This window comes from Rugamonas rivuli, assembly GCF_009380165.1.
GTDB lineage: Bacteria > Pseudomonadota > Gammaproteobacteria > Burkholderiales > Burkholderiaceae_D > Rugamonas > Rugamonas rivuli.
Genome location: NZ_WHUF01000001.1, coordinates 777,122 through 799,375, shown reverse-complemented (window position 1 = coordinate 799,375; position 22,254 = coordinate 777,122). Strand labels below are relative to the sequence as shown.

The following is a 22,254-nucleotide window of genomic DNA, read 5'->3' as shown; positions in this document are numbered from 1 at the left end:
CAGTCATGTCGCACGGCAGGGCTTGAATTCCATCGCATGCGCCATATCTACGACTTCCTGCATGACAACTGCAACAAGGAGAGAATGATGACCCGCAAGACACCCATCGAGCGTTACCGCAACATTGGCATCAGCGCCCACATCGACGCTGGCAAGACCACGACCACGGAGCGCATCCTGTTTTATACCGGCGTCAACCACAAAATCGGCGAGGTGCACAATGGCGCCGCGACGATGGACTGGATGGAGCAGGAACAGGAACGCGGGATCACCATCACCTCCGCCGCCACCACCGCCTTCTGGAAAGGCATGGCGGGCAATTTCGCCGAGCACCGCATCAACATCATCGACACGCCGGGCCACGTCGACTTCACCATCGAAGTCGAGCGCTCGATGCGCGTGCTCGACGGCGCCGTCATGGTGTATGACGCGGTCGGCGGCGTGCAGCCGCAATCGGAAACCGTGTGGCGACAGGCGAACAAGTACGCCGTGCCGCGCATCGCCTTCATCAACAAGATGGACCGCGTCGGTGCGGACTTCTTCCGGGTGCGCGAGCAGATCGCCACGCGGCTGAAGGGCGTCGCCATTCCGATCCAGATTCCGCTGGGCGCCGAGGACAACTTCCACGGCGTGGTGGACCTGGTCAAGATGCGCGCGATTAACTGGGACGACGAGAGCCTGGGCGTCAAGTTCACCTACGAGGACATCCCGGAGAACCTGAAGGCGCTGGCGCAGGAGTGGCACGACAAGATGGTCGAAGCCGCCGCAGAAGGCACGCCCGAGCTGCTGGAAAAATACCTGGACGGCGGCGTGCTGAGCGAGGAAGAGATCAAGGCCGGCCTGCGCCTGCGCACCATCCGCAACGAGATCGTGCCCATGCTGGCCGGCAGCGCCTTCAAGAACCGCGGCGTGCAAGCGATGCTGGACGCGGTGGTCGAGTATCTGCCGTCGCCGGTGGATGTGCCTGCTATCGCCGGCCACGACGAGGACGACAATCCGATCGAGCGTCATCCGACCGACAGCGATCCGTTCTCGGCGCTGGCGTTCAAGATCATGACCGATCCGTTCGTCGGCCAGCTGACCTTCTTCCGCGTGTATTCAGGCGTGGTCAATTCCGGCGACACGGTCTACAACCCGACCAAGAGCCAGAAGGAGCGCCTGGGCCGCATCCTGCAGATGCACGCCAACGAGCGCAAGGAGATCAAGGAAGTCTACGCCGGCGACATCGCGGCGGCAGTCGGCCTGAAGGGCGTGACCACCGGCGATACCTTGAGCTCGCCGGATCACGTGATCGTGCTGGAAAAGATGATCTTCCCGGAACCGGTGATCTCGCAGGCGGTCGAACCGAAGACCAAGGCCGACCAGGAAAAGATGGGCATCGCCCTGAACCGGCTGGCGCAGGAAGACCCGTCGTTCCGCGTGCATACGGACGAGGAATCGGGCCAGACCATCATGTCCGGCATGGGCGAGCTGCATCTGGAGATCCTGGTGGACCGCATGCGCCGCGAGTTCAGCGTCGAAGCGACGGTGGGCAAGCCGCAGGTGGCCTATCGCGAAACCATACAGCGCACGGCCAGCGATGTCGAGGGCAAGTTCGTCAAGCAGTCCGGCGGACGCGGCCAATACGGCCATGTGGTGCTGACGCTGGAACCGCTGGAGGCAGGCAAGGGCTATGAGTTCGTCGACGCCATCAAGGGCGGCGTGGTGCCGCGCGAGTTCATTCCTGCGGTCGACAAGGGCGTGCAGGAAACCTTGCGCAGCGGCGTGCTGGCCGGCTATCCGGTGGTTGACGTCAAGGTGACGCTGACTTTCGGCTCGTACCACGATGTCGACTCGAACGAGAATGCCTTCCGCATGGCAGGCTCGATGGCCTTCAAGGACGGCATGAAGCGCGCCGATCCTGTGCTGCTGGAACCGATGATGCAGGTGGAAGTGGAAACGCCGGAAGAGTTCATGGGCAACGCCATGGGCGACCTGACGGCGCGGCGCGGCATGGTGCAGGGCATGGACGAAATCCCTGGCGGCGGAGGCAAGATCATCCGCGCGCTGGTGCCGCTGGCCGAGATGTTCGGCTACTCCACCACGCTACGTTCGCTGACGCAGGGCCGGGCGACGTACACGATGGAGTTCAAGCACTACGCCGCCGTGCCCAAGCACATCCTCGACCAGATCGCCGTCTCGTCCAAGGCGCGTCACTGATCAGTCGAAGACCTTCAGTTTGAGCTGAACGGAAATGGCGCCATAGAGCCGGTCCTTATAGGTCGGCACTATGGCGACATTGACGCCTACGCTCTTGTATTCGAAGCTGGCGGTCGGGATGGCCGCCAGAAACCATCCGCCATCGCGCATCTTGGGGTAGCCGCTGAAGCCGCCCGCCACCGCGCCCAACCTCACCGGCCCGACTTTCCATGGCTGGTAGTACACGCCCACATAATTCGAATACGCCCGGTCGCTGTTGTAGAAACGGCCCGCCGTGGCCGACGCCACCGTCGAGAAGCGGTACTCGCCGCCCAGGCCGGGGTTGCTGTCGTTCAGGCCCTTGTCGCGCTGGAAGTGGTAGGAGTAGAAGCCGCCGTTCAGCCACACTTCCTTCAGCGGCGCCGATTCGATGGTCTCGAAGGTGTCGGCCATCGCTCCAGCCGACAGGCCGGCCAGCAGCAGGGCGCCGGCTATACGCATACTTTTGATCATCCGAAGCTTTCTTCGTCATGGTGGGGACGATGGATTATAGCGAAGGTTGGCGCTGGTCCGCAGGATGGGAAGGTGCTGCCCGTTTTCATGGTCTAGTTGTCCGCTTGCGCGGATCGTAGACTGCCGTTCTTTTCGGAGGACTAACATGAAAATTACCGCAGCACTGGCGCGCGGCGCCAAACAGGCGCTGGCCGTCACGGAGCTGGAACTGGACGAGCCGCGCGATGACGAGGTGCTGGTCCGCGTTGTCGCCAGCGGCATCTGCCGCACCGATATCGATGTGCGCGACGGCTATCTGCCCACGCCCACGCCGGTCGTGCTGGGCCATGAGGGCAGCGGCGTGGTCGTGCGCGTGGGCCGGCTGGTGCGCCAGTTCGCGCCGGGCGACCACGTGGTCATGTCGATGGGTTCGTGCGGCGTGTGCCCGTCCTGCCAGGTCGGCATGCCGGCCTACTGCGTGCAACACGTGCCGCTGAACTTCATGGGCTCGCGCCCGGACGGCTCGGTCTGCATGCACGAGCACGGCGAGCACGTGCACAGTCATTTCTTCTCGCAATCGTCGCACGCCAGCTTCACGGTGGCGCACCAGAGTTCGCTGGTCAAGGTACCGAATGATGTGGACCTGCGCTGGCTGGGGCCGCTCGCCTGCGGCGTGATGACGGGCGCAGGCGGCGTCATCAACACGCTGAAACCGGAGGCCGGCACCAGCATCGTGATCTTCGGCGCTGGCACGGTGGGCTTGAGCGCGCTGATGGCCAGCAAGATCGTCGCTTGCAGCCGCCGCATCGTGGTCGACAACAAGCCGGAGCGGCTGGCGCTGGCGCGCGAACTGGGCGCTACTGACACCATCCTCTCCACCACTGATACTGACGTGGCCGCACAGGTCCGCGCCTTGACGGACGGCCTGGGCGCGCACAACGCCTTCGAATCGAGTGGCGTGAAAAGCGTGATCGGCACCGCGCTGATGGCGATACGCGAACGTGGCACTTGCGTGATCACCGGCGTGCTGCCGCAGGGCAGCGTGGTCGAGTTCGACGCCTGGCAACTGCTGCGCGGCCGCACCGTGCGGGGCAGCGTGATGGGCGACTGCCTGCCGTCGCAGTTCGTCCCGCGCCTGGTGGAGTTCTATCGCCAGGGCCTGCTGCCACTGGAAAAAATCTCCCGGCTGTATCCGCTGGCCGACATCAACCAGGCCATCGAAAACGGCATCTCCGGCGCCGTGGTGAAAGCCATCGTCGTCATGCCGCATCCCGACGCTTCAACAACCTAGGACTACCATGACCGTACACAGCAACGTTTTTGATTTTGTCATTCTCGGCGGCGGTTCGGCCGGCGCCGTACTCGCCAATCGTTTGTCCGAAGACGGGCGGCGCCAGGTTCTGCTGGTCGAAGCCGGCCGCGCCTTCGATCCGGACGCCTATCCCGAAGAGATCTACAGCAGCAACATCATCGCCGCCAAGGGCGACCCGCGCTATGAATGGGGCTACCACGCGCAGCCGGTTGAGCAGGCCCAGCCTGTGTATGCGCCGCGTGGCAAGGTGCTCGGCGGCAGCTCCGCCATCAATGGCGCGGTGGCTTGCCGCGCCTTGCCGTTCGACTTCGCCCGCTACGCCGCCAAGGGTTTGAAGGGTTGGAGCTTTGAAGAAGTGCTGCCGTACTACAAAAAAATGGAAAGCGCGCCGCACGGCGACGAACGCTGGCATGGCCGCAGCGGCCCGCTGCCCATCCACCAGATGAGCATGGACTACATCACGCCGGTGCAGCGCGCGATGGTGGAGGCGTGCTGGGCGCTGGGCGTCGATCGCGTCGACGACTTCAACAACCCGGAGGCTAACAACGGCGCCGGTCCCAATCCGATGAACATCGTCAACGGCGTGCGCGTCAATACCGGCATGGTCTACTTGAGCCGCGCCGTTCGGGCCCGTAGCAACCTCAGCATCCTGGACGGCAGCCTGATCGACCGGCTGGTGATCGAAGACGGCAAGGTGCAGTCGGTGCTGCTGGCCGACGGCCGCGTGGTGCGGGGCAGGGAAGTCATCCTCAGCGCGGGTTCGTACGGCTCGGCGGCGATCCTGCTGCGCTCGGGCATCGGGCCGAAAGCCGATCTGGAGGCGCTGGATATTCCGGTGGTGAAGGATGCTCCGGTCGGCGTGCGCCTGCTCGACCACGCGTTCTACTGGATGAACTTCAGCGGGCAGCAAGCGTTGAAAGGCCAGGAGCACCCGGTGGTCGGCGCCCAGTTGTGGACCAACTCGTCGCTGGCGGGATCGAAGCGGGAACTCGATATCGGCATCTCGCCATCGCACCTGCTCGACCCGGCCAGCAGCCCGACCGGTGTGGCGTTCTCGCTCGGCCTGGAGCTGATGCACTGCACGTCCGAGGGCCGCGTTCGCCTGCAGAGCCGCGATCCGCAGGCCGCGCCGCTGATCGAGCTGAATCACCTGACCAGCGAGGACGACATGGCGCGCATGGTGGAGTGCTTCCGCCTGGCCCGCAAGCTGGCCGCGACGGAGCCGCTGAAGAGCATGATCGTCGAGGAAATGTATCCCGGCCCCGCCGTCGGCGACAGCGATGCCGAGATACGGACCGCGCTGGCGCAAGGCGTGGGCACGCTACAGCATCCTTGCTCGACCGCGCCTATGGGCTTGCCGGACGACCCGGCCGCCGTGGTGGACGAACAGGGCCGCGTCTATGGCGTGCAGGGTTTGCGGGTGATCGATGCGTCGATCTTCCCGGAGATCCCGCTGATCAACCTGAACCCGACCGTCATCATGATGGCCGAGAAGCTGGCCGACACCATCAAGGCGTCGTTGTAGCAGGCTGGGGTGGTGCGCTGGCGGCGGGCTCGGCGAGTCCGTACGCGGCCGGCCAGCTGTCCGGCAGATGCCAGGTGCCGAACACCCGATCCAGGAAGGGCAGCGTCGAAGAGAAGTTGCGGTCCAGCGGCGCGACGCTGGTGTGGTGCCAGTGGTGGAAGGCCGGCGTGGCGATCAGCGATTCGAGCGGACCCAGGCGGACGCGCAGATTCGAATGGATGAAGAATCCCCATATCGTGCCGATGACGATCACCAGTGCCGGCGTGGCGCTGCCGCCCGCGCTGGCGCTGGCCAGGCCCAGGATGTAGAGCGGCGTCATGCCGAACAGCCGCGTGACGACCATGTCGACCGGATGCGCATGCGTGTTAATCAGGAAGTACAGGTGCTCGGGCTTGTGGTGCACCGAATGGAAGTGCCACAGCCACGGCCACTGGTGGCTCAGCCGGTGGCCCCAATAGAAGCCGATCTCGGCGATCAGCAGCGACAGCGGCAGCTTGACCAGTAGCGGCAGCGCGCCCACGGCGGCGGGCAGTGCGGCCGGCAGCGCCGCCTGCGCGGCGGCGGCCACCACCGCCATCAGCATGCCGACGATGGCGGCAGGCAGCAGGCTGTTGAGAAAATACAGGCCGAGATTCAGGGCCAGCGCGCGGCGCGGCAAGTGCGCCTTGCGCACGGCCAGCCAGCGCTCCAGCGGCACAAACACCAGCGACAGCAGCACCAGCCATACGCACAGCCGCGCCACGTTGACGGCGAAGGTGGGCAGGTAGGCGAGGAGGTCGTTTATCAGTGTCATGGCGTGCATCATAGCGGAAATAGAAATGCCGGACGCGAAGGTCCGGCATCGATGAACAGCAGCTGCGAATTAAGCAGCCTTGGCCTTGCGGCGGCGAGCGGCGAAGCCGACCAGGCCCAGGCCCAGACCCAGCATGCCCCAGGTTTGCGGTTCCGGCACGGCGACCATCGATACGCCATCCAGCAGCGAGAACGGTGGAACGCCGGCAGGGGTGCCAACGGCCAGGAAGCTCAGCACTTCGGTGGCGCCGGACGCGGTGAAGGTGAAGGTTTCTTTCTGCCAGCCGGTGAAGCCGTGGTTGACATTGTTCTTGATGGCGGTCGACTGGGTTTGATTGCCCAGCGATACTTGCCATTGCTCGGTGGTCGCTCCGTCGAAGCCGGACTGCTGGGCGCCAGCCCAGTAGAAGGTCAGGTTGTACTGCTGACCGGCGACCAGGCCGTGAACGGTCTGCTGCAGCGGTGCGATTTCAAACGCGCCGTCGGCTGCGACGAAGTTGCCGCCGACCGGGCTGGCTTGCAGGCCGTTCGAGGCGCCATTGTTCGGGCCCCACAGTTCCAGGTTGCCGTAGCTGCCGGACACGCCGCCGTTGTCCACGTTCGAACCGTTGAACAGGAAGTTGTAGCCGCCGCTGGACCAGCCGGACAGTTGATGGCCGTTCCAGTCGATCTGGCCGTAGTCGCCGGTTTCGAAGCCGCCGTTGACGATCAGTTCGGTGGAGGCGCTGGCCGCGCCGGTGCTCAGTGCAGCTGCGGCGGTAACGGCCAGCAGCAAGGATTTGATACGCATAGTGTAGCTCCAGAATTCTCGATTCGGACGGGCTTCCGGCCGCCGGCGGTGAGGAAAGATCACTGGCTAAAAAGCAATGATCTTGTTCGGAAAGCATTATGCTTAAAAATAGTTTAAAAAGGAATATTTTTAATTTGTAAAGGAAGTTGCATTTAACTCAACCCCTGTGCTACAAACTGGGAGCGTTCCCATAGCAAGGTGAAAGTAAATGGCGCCCTCAAATCGTCATCCGCCAGCCGCGCCGGTCGGCGCCTGCCATAGCGAGCCAGAACACCGCCGTGAAGGCCAGCGCGAACGCCATCGACGCGACCCAAGGGCCGAAAACCGGCGTGAGCGGCTGGCTGAAAACGTGGGCGTACAGCGGGCCCATGATGCCGCTGCCTTCGATGACGCAAGTTGCAATCCACGATCCCGCATACGCGGCGATGGCGTTGACGCCCATCGCCCGGCCCAGCGGCGGCCAGTCGCGCACATCGATCAGCTGGTGCGCCAGCGCGATCGCCAGCATGCCGAAGCCGCCGGTCCACAGCACGAACGACGAGGTCCACAACTGCTTGTTGAACGGCAGCGCCAGCGACCATAGGCCGCCGGCCAGCATCGCCGCCACGCCGGCCAGCGCCAGTTTGCGGGTCTGGCCCGAGCGTAGCCAGTCGCCTGCGCGCAGGCCGAGGATGACGGTGGCCTGCGAAGGCAGCGTGCCCAGGATGCCCTCGGGATCGTGGCCGATGCCGGTGGCGGCGTCGTATTGGTAGGCCAGGTGGCCCAGCAGCGCGCTGTCGATGCGGTCGGACAGGTTCAGTCCCGGCTCCAGCGTTCCGCCGGCGGCCAGCAATGCCCAGTGAGCCAGCAGGATGGAGGTGAAGATGGCCCATTGCGCGCGTGCGCTGCGCACGTGGATCGCCAGCAGGCCGGCGGCCGCGAAGCAGATGCCCGTCCTTTGCAGCACGCCGAACAGGCGGAAGCCGCGTCCGTTCAGCAGCAGCATCGCCACCACGTGCAGCGCAAGCCCCAGCAGCACGATGCGCACGGCGCGCAGCAGCACCGAGCGGGCCAGCGGCACGGTGGCCGCGCCGGCCTCCAGGCGGGGACTCAGCGCCAGATTGATCGATATGCCGACGATCAGCATGAAGATGGGGAAGATGAAATCCGGCGGCGTGCAGCCGTGCCACTCGGCGTGTTCGAGCCAGGGGTAGACGTGCGACCAGTCGCCGGCGTCGTTCACCAGCAGCATGGCGGCCACCGTCAGGCCGCGCACTGCGTCGATAGAATTGATGCGCATAGTTGTATGTTTTAGAGCTGCAGTTTGATGTGCAAGCGGTTGAGGCCAACGGCCAGCGTCATGACGATCATGGCGTAGGCGATGGCCCAGAAAAATCCGGGCAAGCCGGAACCCAGCACGCCGGGGAACGCGAGGTGCAGGTACTGCATCAGCGCGTAGACGATGTAGGGAATGAGGTAGACCAGCAGCGGGTTGGCCGCCGCCGGCCGGACCAGTGCGGTCCAGCCGCTCTGGCGCTTCAGGTCCACCAGCCAGTACAGCGCGGCAAACAGCAGCACGCAGATGGCGGAGCTGTACAGCGCCCAGCTGGGCGTGGCGTAGATCTTCGATATCTTGAAGTAGGGCTGGAGCACAAAGGCCAGCGCCGCCAATCCCGCCGCCAGCAGGACCGCATCGCGGAACGGCCGGCTGCGCTGGCGGCCGAAGAAGATCTGCGCCGTCAGCATGCCGCACAGCGCGATCGATGTGTGTACCGCGTTCTCGGCCTGCGAGGAAGCTCCATGGGTGGCGCAGTACAGGCCTGTGCAGGCCAGCACCAGTACACCGAGCGGCAGCAGGCGTGCGCGTGTCAGCTCCCATGCCACGGCACTGTACAGGTACGCCCAGCCTATCAGTCCCAGTATGCCCCACCATTGCGGCGCCAGACGCAGGCTGCCGTCGGGGCCGCCGCGAAACGCCAGCGCCAGGGCCAGCAGACCGGCGACGCCGGCCGCCCGCAAGGCCCAGGCCAGCGCCTTGCTCTCGAACCGGTAGACCATCCACACCATCATGGCGCAGCCATAGAACAGCAGCGACCACAAATGGATGGACATGCCCATCGCCGCTTCGTTGTAGCCATCCTCCGCGTTGACCATGAAGACGCCCAGCACCAGCAGCCCGGCGGCGCGCGCCAGCACGTGCCGCCAGCGGGCTGCCGCCGTGCCGCCCGCCGCCTGCCGCTGCGCCATGGCGAACGGTATCGACATGCCGACGATGAACAGGAAGGCCGGGAACACCACGTCCGGGAAGGTCATGGCGTCGGCGTCCGCCGGGGCATGCTCCATCCAGGCGGGCATGCCGCGCACGCCCGCCAGCGTGTTCACGAAGATCATGACCAGGATGGTGATGCCGCGGAAGGCGTCGATCGCCAGTATCCGCGCGGGTTTAGAGTTTGCCACGCAGTCCCAGGTAGTATTGGCGGCCGTTCGAGTACGAAGCGATAGGCTGGTCCTTGTTCTCGCCGTAGTAGCGCAGCACGGCGTTGTTCAGGTTCAGCGCATCGAAGGTAATCGACAGGTTCTCGTTGATCTTGTAGCTGACCGACGCCGCCAGGTTGCCGGTTCCGGCCATCACCTGCGGGAAGCTGTTGTACAAGCCGCCGGAGAAGCTGGAACGATAGGTGTAGGCCAGGCGCGCGCTCAGGCGGTCGTCCTCGTAGTAGGTCTCGGCATTGTAGGTGTTCTTCGAATTGCCCACCACCGGCTTGCCGTCGGCCGCGCTGCCGTCGGTGTAGGTGTAGTTGGCCACCACGCCGACGCCGCCGAACAGGTGCTGCTGGTAAGCCAGTTCGATGCCCTTGTTCTTGGCGCTGATGTTGGTCGGCGACGAAATCGAATAGCTGTCGAAGCGCTTGAACGAGTTGTTGAAGTAGGTGAGGTTGGCGGTGCCGTAGGTGACGTAGGACGACATGTCCATGTAGAACACGCCGGCCGACAGCAGCGACTTAGGCGAGAAGTACCATTCCAGCGCCAGGTCGTAGTTGGTCGAGCGCACCGGCTTCAGGCTGGAGTTGCCGCTGCTGCCCGTGAGGTTGGTGTCGTTCAGCGTCACCGCGCCGACCATCGCGCTGAAGTCGGGACGTGCCATGGTCTTGGCGACCGCAGCGCGGGCCACCAGCGTTGGCGACAGGTCGATCTTGAAGTTCGCGCTAGGCAGCACGTCGTTGTAGCCGCGCTGGTTCAGTGTAGGCGTGTAAGGGCCGTTGGTGTTGTCCAGGCCTATCGGATGGTCGCCGCCGGGGATGTTGGTGACGGTGGCCTGGTTGGTGTGCACGTAGCGCACGCCCACGTTGCCGCGCCAGCCGTCGCCGGCCAGGTTGACCATGCCGTAGATGGCGCTGGATTTTTCCTTCACATCCATCTCGCCGGCCCAGTTCTGGGTGGTCGGGCCGCCGGCAAGGTCGTACTTGGCGGCCCATGCGGCGATATTGTCAGGGCTGATCTGCCAGACGTTGCGCAGGAAGTCTGCGGCGCTGCTGATGCCGTTGCCGAAGTTGGATGGATAGGTGGTGCCGTTCCACACCGGCAGCGGCGCCGAGGTGGTGCCGTCGCAGGCCTTGCAGCTGCGGTTCTCCGGCTGGCTCACGCTGCGATGGTGCTCGGCGTAGCGCACGCCGAACTTGGCCGATTCGAATACGCCGCGATCGAGCCGCAGTTCGCCGTCGGCCTGCGCGTATTTTTCGCTGTCCTTGGTGATCACGTGCGATCCCCAGGCGGAGGCGGTGACGTAGTTGGTGAACTTGGAGGTGTCCGCGCCAGGGAAGGACATGGTGGCCGGCGACATGCCGTTCAGCGTGTAGCTGGAGCCGGCGCCGGTCAGGCCTGCCTCGTAGCCGATATCGGCCGGGGTCTTGCCCTCGCCGCGCGTGTAGCCCACGGTGCCGGTGATGCGCAGGTCTTGATTGACCTTGTAGCTGCCATCGAGGTCGATGTAAGCCGACGAGGACGACGAGCCGGGACGGTAGATCTGGTCGCCGAAGGCCGAGTACAGCGACGAGTTGTAGGTCTGCGTGGCGCTGACGCCCGGATATTGCGAAGCCGGTATGGCCGCCGCCACCAGCGTGCCGCTCTTGATGGTGTAGGTGGACGGGATCACGCCGACCGATGCGCCGGTGTCGGGATTGGTGGCGTTGATGTTGGCGGCGATGTTGTTGTAGAAGCTGCGGTTGTAGTTGGCCGCGTCCAGCGTGGAGCTGAAGCCGTTGATGTCGAAGCTCAGGTCTTTGTTCGGCTTGAACTGCAGGTCGATGGCGCCGCCGGTGCGCTTGCGGGTCTGCTCGAACAGCGAGGCGCTGATGCCGGCCGGCGCCAGGATACCCGCCAGTTCGGGGTGCGCCTTGGCGGCGTTGCTGTCGGCGGCGATGGCGGTGTAGCCGTAGAATTCCTGGCCGTCGCGGCGTTCATGGCGTTTTTCCGAGAACAGCTGCACCAGTACGCCGAAGGTCTTGGCGTCGTTCTTCCAGCCCAGCAGCGCGTTCAATTGCGGATCGGTCTTCTTCGGCAGATCGGTGTAGATGGCTTGGGCCGACGCTTCCAATGTCAGCTGCTTCTTGAAGTCCAGCGGCTTGCGGGTCTCGATATTGATCGAGCCGGCCACGCCGCCTTCGACCATGTCGGCCTGCTGGCTTTTCTGCACCGTGACGGCGCTGACGATCTCCGATGGTAGCAGCGCGTAGCTGACGCTGCGCCCAACGGCTCCGGCCTGGTCCAGCACGAACCAGTCGCCGGTGCCGATCGAGTGGCCGTTGACCAGGGTTTGCGTCAGGCTGGAGCTGGTGCCGCGGATGCTCACGCGGTCGTTTTCCGCGAAGCCGCCTTCGCCGCCGGCGGAGGAGGAGATGTTCACGCCCGGTACGCGCTGGATGGCGTCGGCCACGTTCTTGTCCGGCATTTTGCCGATGTCCTCGGCCGATACCACTTCGGACAGCGTATCGCTGTTGCGCTTGCGGGTCAGCGCCTGCTGCAGGGAGGCGCGGATGCCGGTGACTACCACCTGTTCCAGCTGCTTGCCGCTGTCGTCCGCCGCCTGCTGCGCCAGTGCCGGCGTCGCCGATGCTGCGCATGCCAGCATCAACGCCACTGCCGACGCGATCGGCGTAGGCGCCGTTTTCATCCCTGCTTTGCTGTCCATCTAGTCTCCCTCGTTTGAAGATTGTTTTAGTGTGAGCAGATTGTCCGCAGTCTTCCTTAACGAAATCCAAAAGGAACCTTAAGGTTTTCCTAACGTTGTGGCGCGCAGGCGATTGACAGTTCGCTAAGAAGATGCGTAGATACGGGCTTCACGAAAGAGGTAGCGACACATGAAGATATGCCTGGTCGAAGACGACCTGGAATTGGGCAAGGCCTTGCAAGCGGCCTTGCAGGACGCGGGACAGGAAGTGGTATGGGTGCGCCGCGCCAGCGATGCGCGCCATTGGGTCGAGACCGAGCCGTTCGACGCCGTGCTGCTGGACCTGGGCCTGCCCGACGGGAACGGCATCGACGTGCTGCGCGAACTGCGCGCCGCCGGCCACACATTGCCGATCCTGGTGATCACGGCGCGCGACAGCCTGGAGGACCGCTTGAACGGCCTCGATCGCGGCGCCGACGATTACCTGGTCAAGCCCTTCGTCGTCACGGAGCTGCTGGCGCGGCTGCGCGCGGTGATGCGGCGCGCGACCGGCTGGAGCGAATCCGGCGAACCGGTTTGGAAGGTCAAGGATCTGGTGCTGGACGATAAACGCATGCTGCTCACGCGCAGCGGCGTCAATGTGGTCTTGTCGAAGACCGAGTTCGCGCTGCTGCACGCGTTGATGCGCTATCCGGACCGGGTGCTGACGCGGCGCGAGCTGGAGTCGCGCGCGCTGCCGCACAGCGAAGGCGCGGCGCTGGACGTGCACATGTCGCACCTGCGGCAGAAAATCGGCGAAGGCTATATCCGTACCGTGCGCGGCGTCGGCTACGTGGTTGACAAATGACGCGGCATAACCGCTCGCTGTTCAAGCGCCTGCTGTACGGCTTCATTTCGGTGATGATGCTGATCTGGCTCGCCAACCTGGCGCTGGACGTCTACGAGACCCGCACCAGCAAGCGGCGCGACATGCAGCGCGAACTGCGCGCCAGCGCCTTGCGCATCATGGTGCTGATGCAGACCGTGGGCGAGCGGCCGCCGGAGCAGATCAAGCCGCTGGTGCACAAGATGGAGCAGCTGCACTACGCGTTGTACACGGAACTGGGCTGGTACATCCCGGCGCTGCAAACGCAGGTGTGGCGGCACGGTGCGCTGGTGTACGCGTCGGAGGACCAGGGCCTGCCGCCGACCGACGCCGCCGCCGGGCCGTACGGCCAGCCGCTCAAGGATGGCTGGGTGGTCTCGGTCGAAACCGATGCCGCCACCGGCGTCACCGTGCGCATGGCGACGGAGGTGATCGGCGAATGGATGCTGCAGGTGTCCAGCATCGGCTACTATTTCGCGCCGCTGCTGTTCAGCATACCGTTCCTGTTGCTGCCGGCCTGGCTCATCATCCGGGTCGGGCTGCGGCCGCTGAAATCCATCGTCGGCGAGATCGAGGAGCGCTCGGCCACCGATCTGTCGCCGCTGGCGCCTTCGCCGTATCTGGAGCTGTCGCCGCTGGTCGGCTCGGTCAACCGGCTGATGGAGCGGCTGACCGAGCGGCTGGAGCGCGAACAGGAATTTCTCATCGATGCAGCGCATGAACTCAAGACGCCGCTGTCCATCATCCAGATCAACGCGGACACGTTGACCACGACACGCACGGCGCAGCGGGTGGAAGACGCGGGGCAGGGCTTGCGCACAGGGGTGGAGCGCGCCACGCACACCGTGCACCAGTTGCTGGCCCTGGCCCGATCCGGCGGCGACCGCGATCACACCAGCCTGATGCCGCGCGACCTGGTCGAACTGGTGGCGGACCGCCTGGCGCAGGCCGGACAGATCGCCGCCACCCGCCACGTGGAGATCGAACTGCAAGCGCCGGAACGCTGCATGCTGGCCATGCATCTGGAGAGCATGGCCTCGCTGATCGATAACCTGGTCAGCAACGCCGTCAAATATTCGCCGGAGGGCGGCCGCGTGACGGTTGCCATCGCCGAGGCGGACGGCCGCATCGTGCTGTCGGTCGCGGACCAGGGCCCGGGCATCGCGCCGGAGATGCAGCGCAAGGTGTTCGAGCGCTTCTTCCGCCTGCCGGACCAGGACCAGGCCGGAAGCGGATTGGGGCTGGCGATCGCCGAGCGGGCGGCAGCGCGCAACCAGGGCCGGATCCGGCTGGCCAACCGCGACGATGGTCCCGGCTTGCAGGTGGAGGTCAGCTTTGATGGCGTAAGGGAGTGACGTATATTTTCTTTGCCATTTATGCCATATAATCTGGCCGCTTAGACTCCGATACGTACTCTCATACGCCACCATGAATTATCTGACCCGCTTTCGTCCCCTGATCCTCGCCGTGCCGCTGCTGCTGGCCGGCTGCCAATCCACCATGCAGCGCATCGCCGATTGCAAAGTCGGCGACTGGGCCGCCATCGGCCACAAGGACGGCATGTCCGGCGAACCGGCCGATTATGCCGAGCGCAAGGAATTCTGCGACGATCACGCCGACGACAAGAAGCCCGCCGCCATCGGCGCCGAGGCGCAGTACACCGCCGGCTGGGCGCAGGGCAACTGGGATTTGTGGTCGCAGCTCGGACAGAATGACGGCGGCAAGGGGTTCCAGGCGCAGTACGAAGCGCATGCCGCCAGCGACGAGGTCCGCAAACACAAGACGCCGCTGAACCGTCCCGCCTACGATGCCGGCTGGGCGATCGGCAATTCGGACTACTGGAAAAACCAGGGCAAGCACGCCGGCACCGACGGCCAGCCGCTGGCCGCGCAGAAGGAAGCCGCTCGCGCTCGCGCCGCCGGCATGCAGCTGCGTTTCGATGAAGCGGCGTATGCCAACGGCTGGCAGGCCGGCAACCGCACTTTCTGGCAGGACGCCGGCTACAACGACGCCCGCAACGGCACGCCGGACAGCGAGTTCCGCCAACGCGCCTCGGCCGCCCGCAGCGCCGGCGTGCAGGTGCAGGAAGACGCCTACCGTGCCGCATGGAACGCGGAGATCGTCAACTACTGGCGCAATCTCGGCACGCAGGACGCCGTCAGCGGCAGGGACTTCGCCATGCGCAGCAAGGAAGCGCGCGCCAAAGGCCTGAAGATTTTCGAGTCGGAGTACCGCCAGGCCTGGGATGCGCGCCTGACCGACTACTGGCGCCAGGCTGGCGCCGATGACGGCTACGGCAAGCCGTTCATGCTGGATGACCGCATCGCCAACGCGGGCCGCAACGGCGTGTTCGTGATCGCCGCCACGCGTGAGCTGTACACGGCGGCATGGGACGATCAGAACGCCAAGTACTGCGTGCCGGAGAACGCTTTTGAACGCGGCCGCACCAACAGCGGCATGGCGGTCGATGTCTGCCGTGTCGAACTGCGCAACCAGTTGAAGCATGCCTATGTCAGCGGCCAGGATTACGAAATCACGGCCGCCAAGCGGCAACAGGCCATCAACGATGTCAACGAGATCTCAGGGCGTCTGAGCGATATCCATCATCGCCTGAACCGCCTGGAGCGCGAGATCCGCTCCAACCTGGAAGCCAAGGACCGCGTGATCACAGACGAAACCAGGAAGCAGGACGCCCGCCGCGAGCAGGAGCGTCGCGACCTGTCGGAGTATGCCCAGCGCCTGGAGCGCCAGCTGGATGACGCCCGTCGTTGGGTGGAGCGCCATGACCAGCAAATGCAGCGCCTGCGCCGCGATATCTACTAGTTTAGAATCCGCCGCTGGAAGTGACGAAGGCGGCGAAGCTGCCGACATTCAGGCTGCCGAATCCCGTGGTGTAGTCCCAGCCTTTGGCGGCGGCATAACCGCCGTTGGTGCCGGTGACGACATCGTGGAACAGCGCAGTCTGCGCCACGCCGTATTTGTACAGTGCCGGCGCGGGGAAAGCCAGGCGGTTGTTGTTGGCCGACTGTATCCGCGCCCAGAATCCGGCGAAGATCGGCGCCGACAGGCTGGTGCCGCCATACTGCGCGTTCCTGCCGTTGACGATGGTGATCGCTCCGGTAGCCGGATCGCCGGCGAAGGCGATGTCCGGCACGCCGCGTCGCGTGGAAGTGCCGAGCACCTTGGACGACAGCTGCCATGCGGGCGCCGCCTCAATCAGGCTGGCGCCTCCGCCCGTGCCGCCGCTGCTGGCGCAGGTGCTGTAGTTGGAACATGCCCAAACGGTTTCGCCGGTCCATGCGCCGGTGCTGCTGGTCGTCACCGAAGTGCCGCCGACCGAGATCACATACGGCGATACGGCAGGGTAGCTTTGCGCATTGGTCCTGCCGCCGCATTCGTAGGAACCAGAATCCCCGCTGGCGACGACGAAGGTCTGGCCTTGCGCAACGGCGGCCAGGAAGATCTGGTCGTCGGTGGCCTGGGTGCCGGTCAGGCGCGCATTGGTTTCACATTCGCCCAGCGACACACTGATCACCTTCGCCACGTTTGCGGCTACCGCTGCGTTGTAAGCCGCCGTCAGGTCCGCCTCGCTCAGCGAGTTCGCCGCATAGAACACGATGGACTTGACCGCGCCGCCGGCCGCGCCCAGCGCGTTCTGGCTGTCGATATCCCATTCCGCTGTGTTGTCCGCGCTGGAAGATGTGCTTTGGCGCCGGCTGGCGCTGGCGATGTTGACGACGCTGACGGTGGGCTGCGCGTAGCCGGCGGTGCGGGCGAAGCTGCTCAGGTCCGTCAGCGTTTGCGTCATGCTGCCGGCGGTGATGATGCCGATGGTGGTCTTGGCGGCCGTCGGCAAGGCGCCGGCGTTGTAGATGGCCGGCCAGGCGGTCGGGCTGTGCCCAACTTTGCCGGCGGTGGCGTAGGTAGTGGCCTGTGCCTGGACTTGCGCGGTGTGCGCCAGGTGCACGGTTTGCAGGCCGTGCACGCCCAGCACGATGCCCTCCAGCGCCTTGGGCACGACGGGGTCGTTGGTGTTGGCATATGCGTTACGTTCGCCGCGCGAATAGTGGCGCATCTGGACATTGAACGCCGAGCGCGCAGTGCCTACCGAGCCGTCGGCGCTGACCAGCAGATTGTTCGGACTGACCTCGATGTTGACAAAGCCGCTCTGGCTCAGGTGCTTGACCACGGCGGCGACATCGGCGGCGGTGGGCGCATAACGGGACAGGAATTGTTCGCTGGTCAGCGGTGTGCTGGTTTGGCCGGACATCAGGCTGGCGGCAAAGGCATCCAGCTGTTCGCGGTTGCGCAGCTGGAGCGAGACGGCGACGTGCAGCGTGTCGCCCGAGCGCATTTCCGCCCCCGCTGTGTAATCGCTGGCGTCCGGTGCGTGCGAGTGGGTGGCACGCCAGTTCTGCGGCTGTGCCATCGCTGGAAGGGCCAGCGCCAGAGCGAGGCCGCAGGCCGCAGCGGAAAGGGAGGGGCGGGGTGAGATGCGCATGATGTGCTCCTGAGCTTTAGCCATTAAAGTTTATCTCAGGAAATATATCGAGTGGTGAAATTTACGCGTTTTTACAGCCCGCCGTTGCGGGAAAGCCTTTATGACGCGGCAATATTTTGTAACAACGCGCAGGCCTGCGGCACGCGGGGCTTGCGTTATCATGTTGGTATGACCGCCCTCCGATCCGATGAAGTTCTTATGCTCAGCTATCGCGATGGCGATCTGGCTGCGTTCGCGGAACTGTATCGGCGCCACAGCCAGGGCTTGTATCTGTTTTTGACGTGGCGCTCGCCGCGGCGGGAGTGGGTCAACGACATCATGCAGGACAGCTGGGCCAATCTGCATCAGGCCCGCGCGCGGTATGAGCCGGGCGCCAGCTTCCGTACTTATCTTTTTCAAATCGCCCGCAACCGCTTGATCGACCTGATACGCTTGAACGAGCGCGTGCTGCTGGCCAGCGATGGCGGGGAGGATGATTGGTTCGAGCGTGTCGCCGATGCCGCGCATGACGGGCTGGCTCCGGACGGCGAGTTGGAACGCAAGCAGCAGACCAGCCATTTGCATGCGATGATACGGCAACTGCCTGTCGATCAGCGCGAGGCGCTGGTGCTGCAGCAGTTTAACGGTATGAGCCTGGAAGAGATTGCGGAGCTGGTGGCGGCGCCGGTGGAGACGGTGAAGAGTCGTCTGCGCTATGCGATGCGCAAACTGCGTCAGGAATTGGCGCCGGCTGCCGAAGAGGCGAGAGCATGAATCCACACGATCACACTGAAGACGCGGCGTTCGAAGACTTCCTCAAGGGTGAGGGGGATTTGGCGCGTCAGTTGCAAGGGTTGCCGCAGCCGTCGGTGCCGGAGGCTTTGTCTGCCGCCATTCTGGCGCGGGCTGCGGCGGACTTGGGCGGCGGTGCGCGCGCGGGGGAGTCTGCCAACGATGCGTTGCATGGCGGGGCGCAGGCATCTTCACCGGCGCGGCATTTTCTGCGGCGCGCTCGGGTGCCGTTGGGGATTGCGGCCAGTGTGGTGCTGGCGTTGTTCGTGGTGCGCGGTTTGATGCCGCAGGCGTTTGCTCCTGAGGTTCGGCAGGACAGCGTTGTTCAGGAATCGGCGCCACCGGCTGCGAAGATGGCGGAGGTTGCGCCGAATCGGGACGTGGCTGAGACAACCATCGCCATCGCCGAACCGGCGGCGGTACCGGCACCGCCGCCGCCGCCGCCGCGGCTATCTGTCGCTTCGGCCGCCGTTCGCGCTGCGAAGCCTGCTGCCTCCATGCCGCAATATCCGCCATTGGCGCAGTCTGCACCGATGGCGGATATTGCGTCTGCACCGTCGCTGGCGATGCGCTCCGCTCCGCCGCCGGCGCCGGCGCCGGCATCCCTATCTTTTTCTGCGCCTGCGGCGGTGCTTGCACGTGCCCCCGTTCCTGCGCATGCGGCTTTGCCTGGGCCTGAAGTCATGTCCACGCCTGTAGCGACGCCGGCATCCACATGGCTGGCCCGCATGGAGGAAATGCTGAAGGCCGGCCAAACGAAAGAAGCGCACGCGGAATGGCTCAAGTTCCGCGCGCGCTATCCCGATACTGAAGTGCCGCCCGAACTCCAGCGGCAACTCGAAACCGTCAATTAACCTCGAACTCTCCGACCAGCGCCGTGCTGCCAGTATCGCGCAAGCGCAGCGTAACCATCTGATCGCGCTGTTTCGCCGTGCCGAAGCCGATGCTCAAGCGCAGCTGCACGGTAGTCGCTCCGGCCACGATCTGCTGGCGATGGCCGAATGAATTGACTTCCACCCGGTACTTGCCTGGCTTGGCCACCCGCAGCGAAAACTCTTCCGGCCCATAGCCGCCGGTGAAGTCGCGCGACATGCGCCCGCCCTGGTAGGTGTAGCGGTTCGCGTAGTAGCACTTCTCTCCATTCGGATCGGTGATCCACAGATCGATGTCGGTATTGTCCGCGTCCCAGGTCAGCACTGCGCGCAAGGCCAGTGGCAGGTTGCGCAGCAGGCGCGGATCGATACGGCTCGTATCCGGCTTGACGGCAGCCTTGGCGACGATGGCATTCAACTCCGCCAGCGTCACCAGCTCGATTTCCGCAAAGCGTGCATCCCATGGCCGGTTCAGTACCTCGGCCAGCTGGTCGACAGCAGGCTGCACTTGTCCGGCGGCGGCATATGCCAGGCCCAGGTCGCGATACGATTGCGGTTCTTCCTCGGCCAGGCGCAGCACCTGCTTGAAAACAGGGATAGCCAACGCAGGCTCGCCCGCTTGCAGCAAGCGGTAGCCCAGTATCCGCAGGACCTGGCGATTTTCCAGGTCCATCTCCGCCAGATTCGATAACACGCGCAAGGCCAGGTCGCGCTGCCCTTGTTCCAGCAGCATGTCCGCGCTGTCCAGGAAGAAGGCGCTGCTGTTGGTGTAGTTCGGCTTCTCGTCCAGGTACACGGCATACAGGTCCGCGCCCTTGGCGGCTTTCATGCGCGCCCGGTATGGCTCGTTCGGCGACCATTTCTTGAGCTGAATGCCGGCATTTGGCGTCTCGTCACCCAGCGCCGGGTATGGCTTGGCGGCCGATTCAGACCTGCGCAGATCGGCGCGGCCATAGGCGGCGGGCGCCGGTGCCGGCGGTGGCGGTGGTGAGCCCATGGCCTTTGGCGATGCAACCGGTGCGGATAGCGTGCGCGCGGCCTCCATCAGTACGGGAGCGGCTTCCACTTGCGGGTCGTCCATGGGTTTGAGGTCAGCCTGCTTGGGCAGGCCGGACTTCGGATAGCTCTTTTCCCACCAGGCGACCTTCTGTTCGAACTCGCGCACGATCTGGTCGCTGTGCTGCGTGGCGATGAGACGCCGTTGCGTCCAGCGGTTTTGTTTGAGCTTGGCGTAGGCTTCCTTGTAGGCCGCAGGTGGTTCGATGTCATAGCGCAGATAGTCTTCCAGCCTGTCCAGCACCAGCAGCGAGGTCTCGCGGGTCGGCATGCCGAAGCGCTGGCCCAGGCGGCGGATTTCGCCGCGCTTCAAATCGTAGTCCGCTTCCAGCGCATGCAGGCGGTAGCTGGCCCACATGCCGGCGGCCAGCGGGTGAAAGGGCGCGCTGCCGCTGACTGGGACCGTGACCGTGCGGCTCTTGCCCTGCTGGGTCAAGGTCAGCGTCAGCTCGGCCGTGGCTTGCGTCAGGCGGCCCGCGACGCGCAGCATGCCGTCCTGCGGCTCGCGGGCCTCGAACGAGATGTCCTTGGCGCCGGTCGCAGAGACGTCGCTCAACTGGAGTTCATCGGCCAGCAAGGCCTGTGCGGCAAGCGCTGGCTGGTTCGCCTGCAACTGCACCAGCCGGCCCCCGTTGCGCTCCGCCAGTGCGGACAGCCGTGCGCTGTCCGATACCAGCGCCGAGTTCAAAGCAAACAGGCGCTGCCCCTTGGCCAGGGCCGGGAAGGGCGCGTCGCCATAATTGGACAGGCCATCGCTGACCAGCAGATATTCGTTGACGTCCGCCTCCGGCTTCCACGCGCCGAGGGCGCTGGCGCCATCGTAGGCCGTGGCGGCCAGCGCAGCGCGCAAAGCACTCCAGTTGCCGTTGACGACGCGGAACCGCTGGCTGGCCTCGGCCCGGTCGCGCAGGCGGAACAGGCGCACGTCCACATTGCGCACTGTCTTGAAGTACTGATCCAGTACAGCCAGTTCGGCATCGGTCTGGCGTTGTGCGCCTGAACCGGAACTGTCCCATAACAGTCCCAGTACGGCGGGCGGCAGGCGTACCGGATGCGTGTTGTCGCCGGCGACAGCGATCTCGCTCAGGAAGAAGGTATCGCCGTCGAACTCCTGCACAAAGGTCTGTGGCTGCTCGGTAGTGGGCAGCGCCAGTTCCAGTGTGCCGTCGGCGCGGAAGCTGGTCTTGGCGATGCGGGCGCGATAGCCGTCCTGCTGCCGTTCGAATTGCACGCTGCCCAGTGCACCGCGCGTTTGCGGCGGTGCGCTCGCACCGTGAACGTTCAGCGCCAGATCAAATTCGTCGACGCCGCCACCGTAGGCCAGCGGCAGGCGATACAGGCGTTGCGCTTCGCGGCGCGGTAGCGGCTCTGCATATTTGAGCTGCACCGTGCGGGTGCCGTGCGGCGGAATCGGATAGACCCGCAGCTTGAAGTTATTCCCCTGCGTGGTCTCCAGCAGCGCCGGATCGACACGGGTGCGCTCGACCTGTTCGAAGATCAGGCGGCCCTTGGCTTTTTCGACCGGCACGGCTGGCCGCAGCGCGCCGTCTATATCGAGCGCGAAAGCGGTCACGCGCTGTTCGGGCAGCAGCGGGAATTGCAGCTCGCCCTCCAGCTGCACCGCGTTGGGATTGTGGAACACCATCTCCACCGTGGTCTGCGCCAGGCCGCCGCTGATGTCGGCGGTGATGCGCAGGCTTTGCAGGCGCACCGGCGTTTGCGCGCGCGGGACAATCAGCCGTGGCGGCATGATGGGCGGCAGCGGCGTAAGCGCCTGCGCCATCATCGATACACTCAATAGGAAAACCGCAAACAGTGGGCGCAACATGACATCTCCTTTGCCGGAAAAGCCCGGCGATATGCATGTAACGGCGCGGCGCGGTGGACGGGGTTAAATCCGCAAAAAAAATGTATGCGGCACCGCAGCAATATTCAATTGCTTTATTTGTATTTG

Annotated in this window: 16 protein-coding genes; 8 read left to right on the top strand and 8 right to left on the bottom strand. The window is 64.8% G+C overall.

The annotated features are described in order from the left end of the window. The first annotated feature begins 87 nt into the window (after positions 1–87). The gene (fusA, locus tag GEV01_RS03345) at positions 88–2,199 is read left to right on the top strand and encodes an elongation factor G (RefSeq protein ID WP_008448431.1); all 2,112 of its coding nucleotides are present in this window, start codon (positions 88–90) and stop codon (positions 2,197–2,199) included. Here the strand turns inward: fusA and GEV01_RS03340 are convergent, their stop codons facing one another. Next, a complete protein-coding gene (locus tag GEV01_RS03340) occupies positions 2,200–2,691 on the bottom strand; it encodes a hypothetical protein (protein ID WP_152801678.1) in 492 nt (163 codons plus the stop codon). A 145-nt stretch (positions 2,692–2,836) separates the two neighbouring features. Here GEV01_RS03340 and GEV01_RS03335 point away from each other — a divergent pair, with 145 nt between their 5' ends. Together GEV01_RS03335 and GEV01_RS03330 are read left to right on the top strand one after the other, a co-directional pair. Continuing rightward, positions 2,837–3,961, top strand: coding sequence for an NAD(P)-dependent alcohol dehydrogenase (locus tag GEV01_RS03335; RefSeq protein WP_152801676.1), 1,125 nt, complete (start codon positions 2,837–2,839; stop codon positions 3,959–3,961). A 7-nt stretch (positions 3,962–3,968) separates the two neighbouring features. Next, a complete protein-coding gene (locus GEV01_RS03330; RefSeq protein ID WP_152801674.1) occupies positions 3,969–5,507 on the top strand; it encodes a GMC family oxidoreductase in 1,539 nt (512 codons plus the stop codon). Here GEV01_RS03330 and GEV01_RS03325 read toward each other — a convergent pair. From GEV01_RS03325 to GEV01_RS03305, 5 genes are all read right to left on the bottom strand, one after another. Further along, the gene (locus tag GEV01_RS03325) at positions 5,491–6,300 is read right to left on the bottom strand and encodes a sterol desaturase family protein (RefSeq protein WP_235914190.1); all 810 of its coding nucleotides are present in this window, start codon (positions 6,298–6,300) and stop codon (positions 5,491–5,493) included. The two genes, GEV01_RS03330 and GEV01_RS03325, sit on opposite strands and share 17 nt — an antisense overlap. Positions 6,301–6,369: 69 nt before the next feature. Further along, positions 6,370–7,089 carry a PEP-CTERM sorting domain-containing protein gene (locus GEV01_RS03320; RefSeq protein WP_152801670.1) on the bottom strand — a complete coding sequence of 240 codons (720 nt, stop codon included), beginning with the start codon at positions 7,087–7,089 and terminating at the stop codon, positions 6,370–6,372. Positions 7,090–7,306: 217 nt separating this feature from the next. Continuing rightward, positions 7,307–8,368 (bottom strand): acyltransferase family protein, encoded by a 1,062-nt coding sequence (locus GEV01_RS03315; RefSeq protein WP_152801668.1) that lies wholly within the window; start codon positions 8,366–8,368, stop codon positions 7,307–7,309. 11 nt (positions 8,369–8,379) lie between these two features. Then, on the bottom strand, positions 8,380–9,525 hold the full coding sequence (locus GEV01_RS03310; protein WP_152801666.1) for a DUF5009 domain-containing protein: 1,146 nt from the start codon (positions 9,523–9,525) through the stop codon (positions 8,380–8,382). Beyond that, on the bottom strand, positions 9,512–12,256 hold the full coding sequence (locus GEV01_RS03305; RefSeq protein WP_152801664.1) for a TonB-dependent receptor: 2,745 nt from the start codon (positions 12,254–12,256) through the stop codon (positions 9,512–9,514). Before GEV01_RS03305 ends, GEV01_RS03310 begins: the two co-directional genes overlap by 14 nt. Positions 12,257–12,425: 169 nt before the next feature. Here GEV01_RS03305 and GEV01_RS03300 point away from each other — a divergent pair, with 169 nt between their 5' ends. The 3 genes from GEV01_RS03300 (at position 12,426) to GEV01_RS03290 (ending at position 15,923) form a co-directional block, all read left to right on the top strand. Further along, positions 12,426–13,082: a response regulator transcription factor gene (locus GEV01_RS03300; protein ID WP_152801662.1), complete on the top strand. Its 657-nt coding sequence runs from the start codon at positions 12,426–12,428 to the stop codon at positions 13,080–13,082. After that, positions 13,079–14,455, top strand: a complete 1,377-nt coding sequence (locus GEV01_RS03295; RefSeq protein WP_152801660.1) for a sensor histidine kinase — start codon at positions 13,079–13,081, stop codon at positions 14,453–14,455. Before GEV01_RS03300 ends, GEV01_RS03295 begins: the two co-directional genes overlap by 4 nt. A gap of 73 nt (positions 14,456–14,528) precedes the next feature. Then, positions 14,529–15,923: a DUF2799 domain-containing protein gene (locus GEV01_RS03290; RefSeq protein WP_152801658.1), complete on the top strand. Its 1,395-nt coding sequence runs from the start codon at positions 14,529–14,531 to the stop codon at positions 15,921–15,923. 1 nt (position 15,924) lies between these two features. On the opposite strand, the gene GEV01_RS03285 is transcribed toward GEV01_RS03290, so the two are convergent. Further along, positions 15,925–17,601, bottom strand: coding sequence for a S53 family peptidase (locus GEV01_RS03285; RefSeq protein WP_175022900.1), 1,677 nt, complete (start codon positions 17,599–17,601; stop codon positions 15,925–15,927). A gap of 51 nt (positions 17,602–17,652) precedes the next feature. Between GEV01_RS03285 and GEV01_RS03280 the strand changes: the two genes are divergently transcribed. Both GEV01_RS03280 and GEV01_RS03275 read left to right on the top strand, forming a co-directional pair. After that, positions 17,653–18,354: a sigma-70 family RNA polymerase sigma factor gene (locus GEV01_RS03280; RefSeq protein ID WP_328595425.1), complete on the top strand. Its 702-nt coding sequence runs from the start codon at positions 17,653–17,655 to the stop codon at positions 18,352–18,354. Beyond that, positions 18,351–19,226, top strand: a complete 876-nt coding sequence (locus tag GEV01_RS03275; protein ID WP_152801654.1) for a hypothetical protein — start codon at positions 18,351–18,353, stop codon at positions 19,224–19,226. Before GEV01_RS03280 ends, GEV01_RS03275 begins: the two co-directional genes overlap by 4 nt. On the opposite strand, the gene GEV01_RS03270 is transcribed toward GEV01_RS03275, so the two are convergent. Then, positions 19,219–22,128 carry a VIT domain-containing protein gene (locus GEV01_RS03270; RefSeq protein WP_152801652.1) on the bottom strand — a complete coding sequence of 970 codons (2,910 nt, stop codon included), beginning with the start codon at positions 22,126–22,128 and terminating at the stop codon, positions 19,219–19,221. The genes GEV01_RS03275 and GEV01_RS03270 overlap by 8 nt on opposite strands. Positions 22,129–22,254 lie beyond the last annotated feature (126 nt).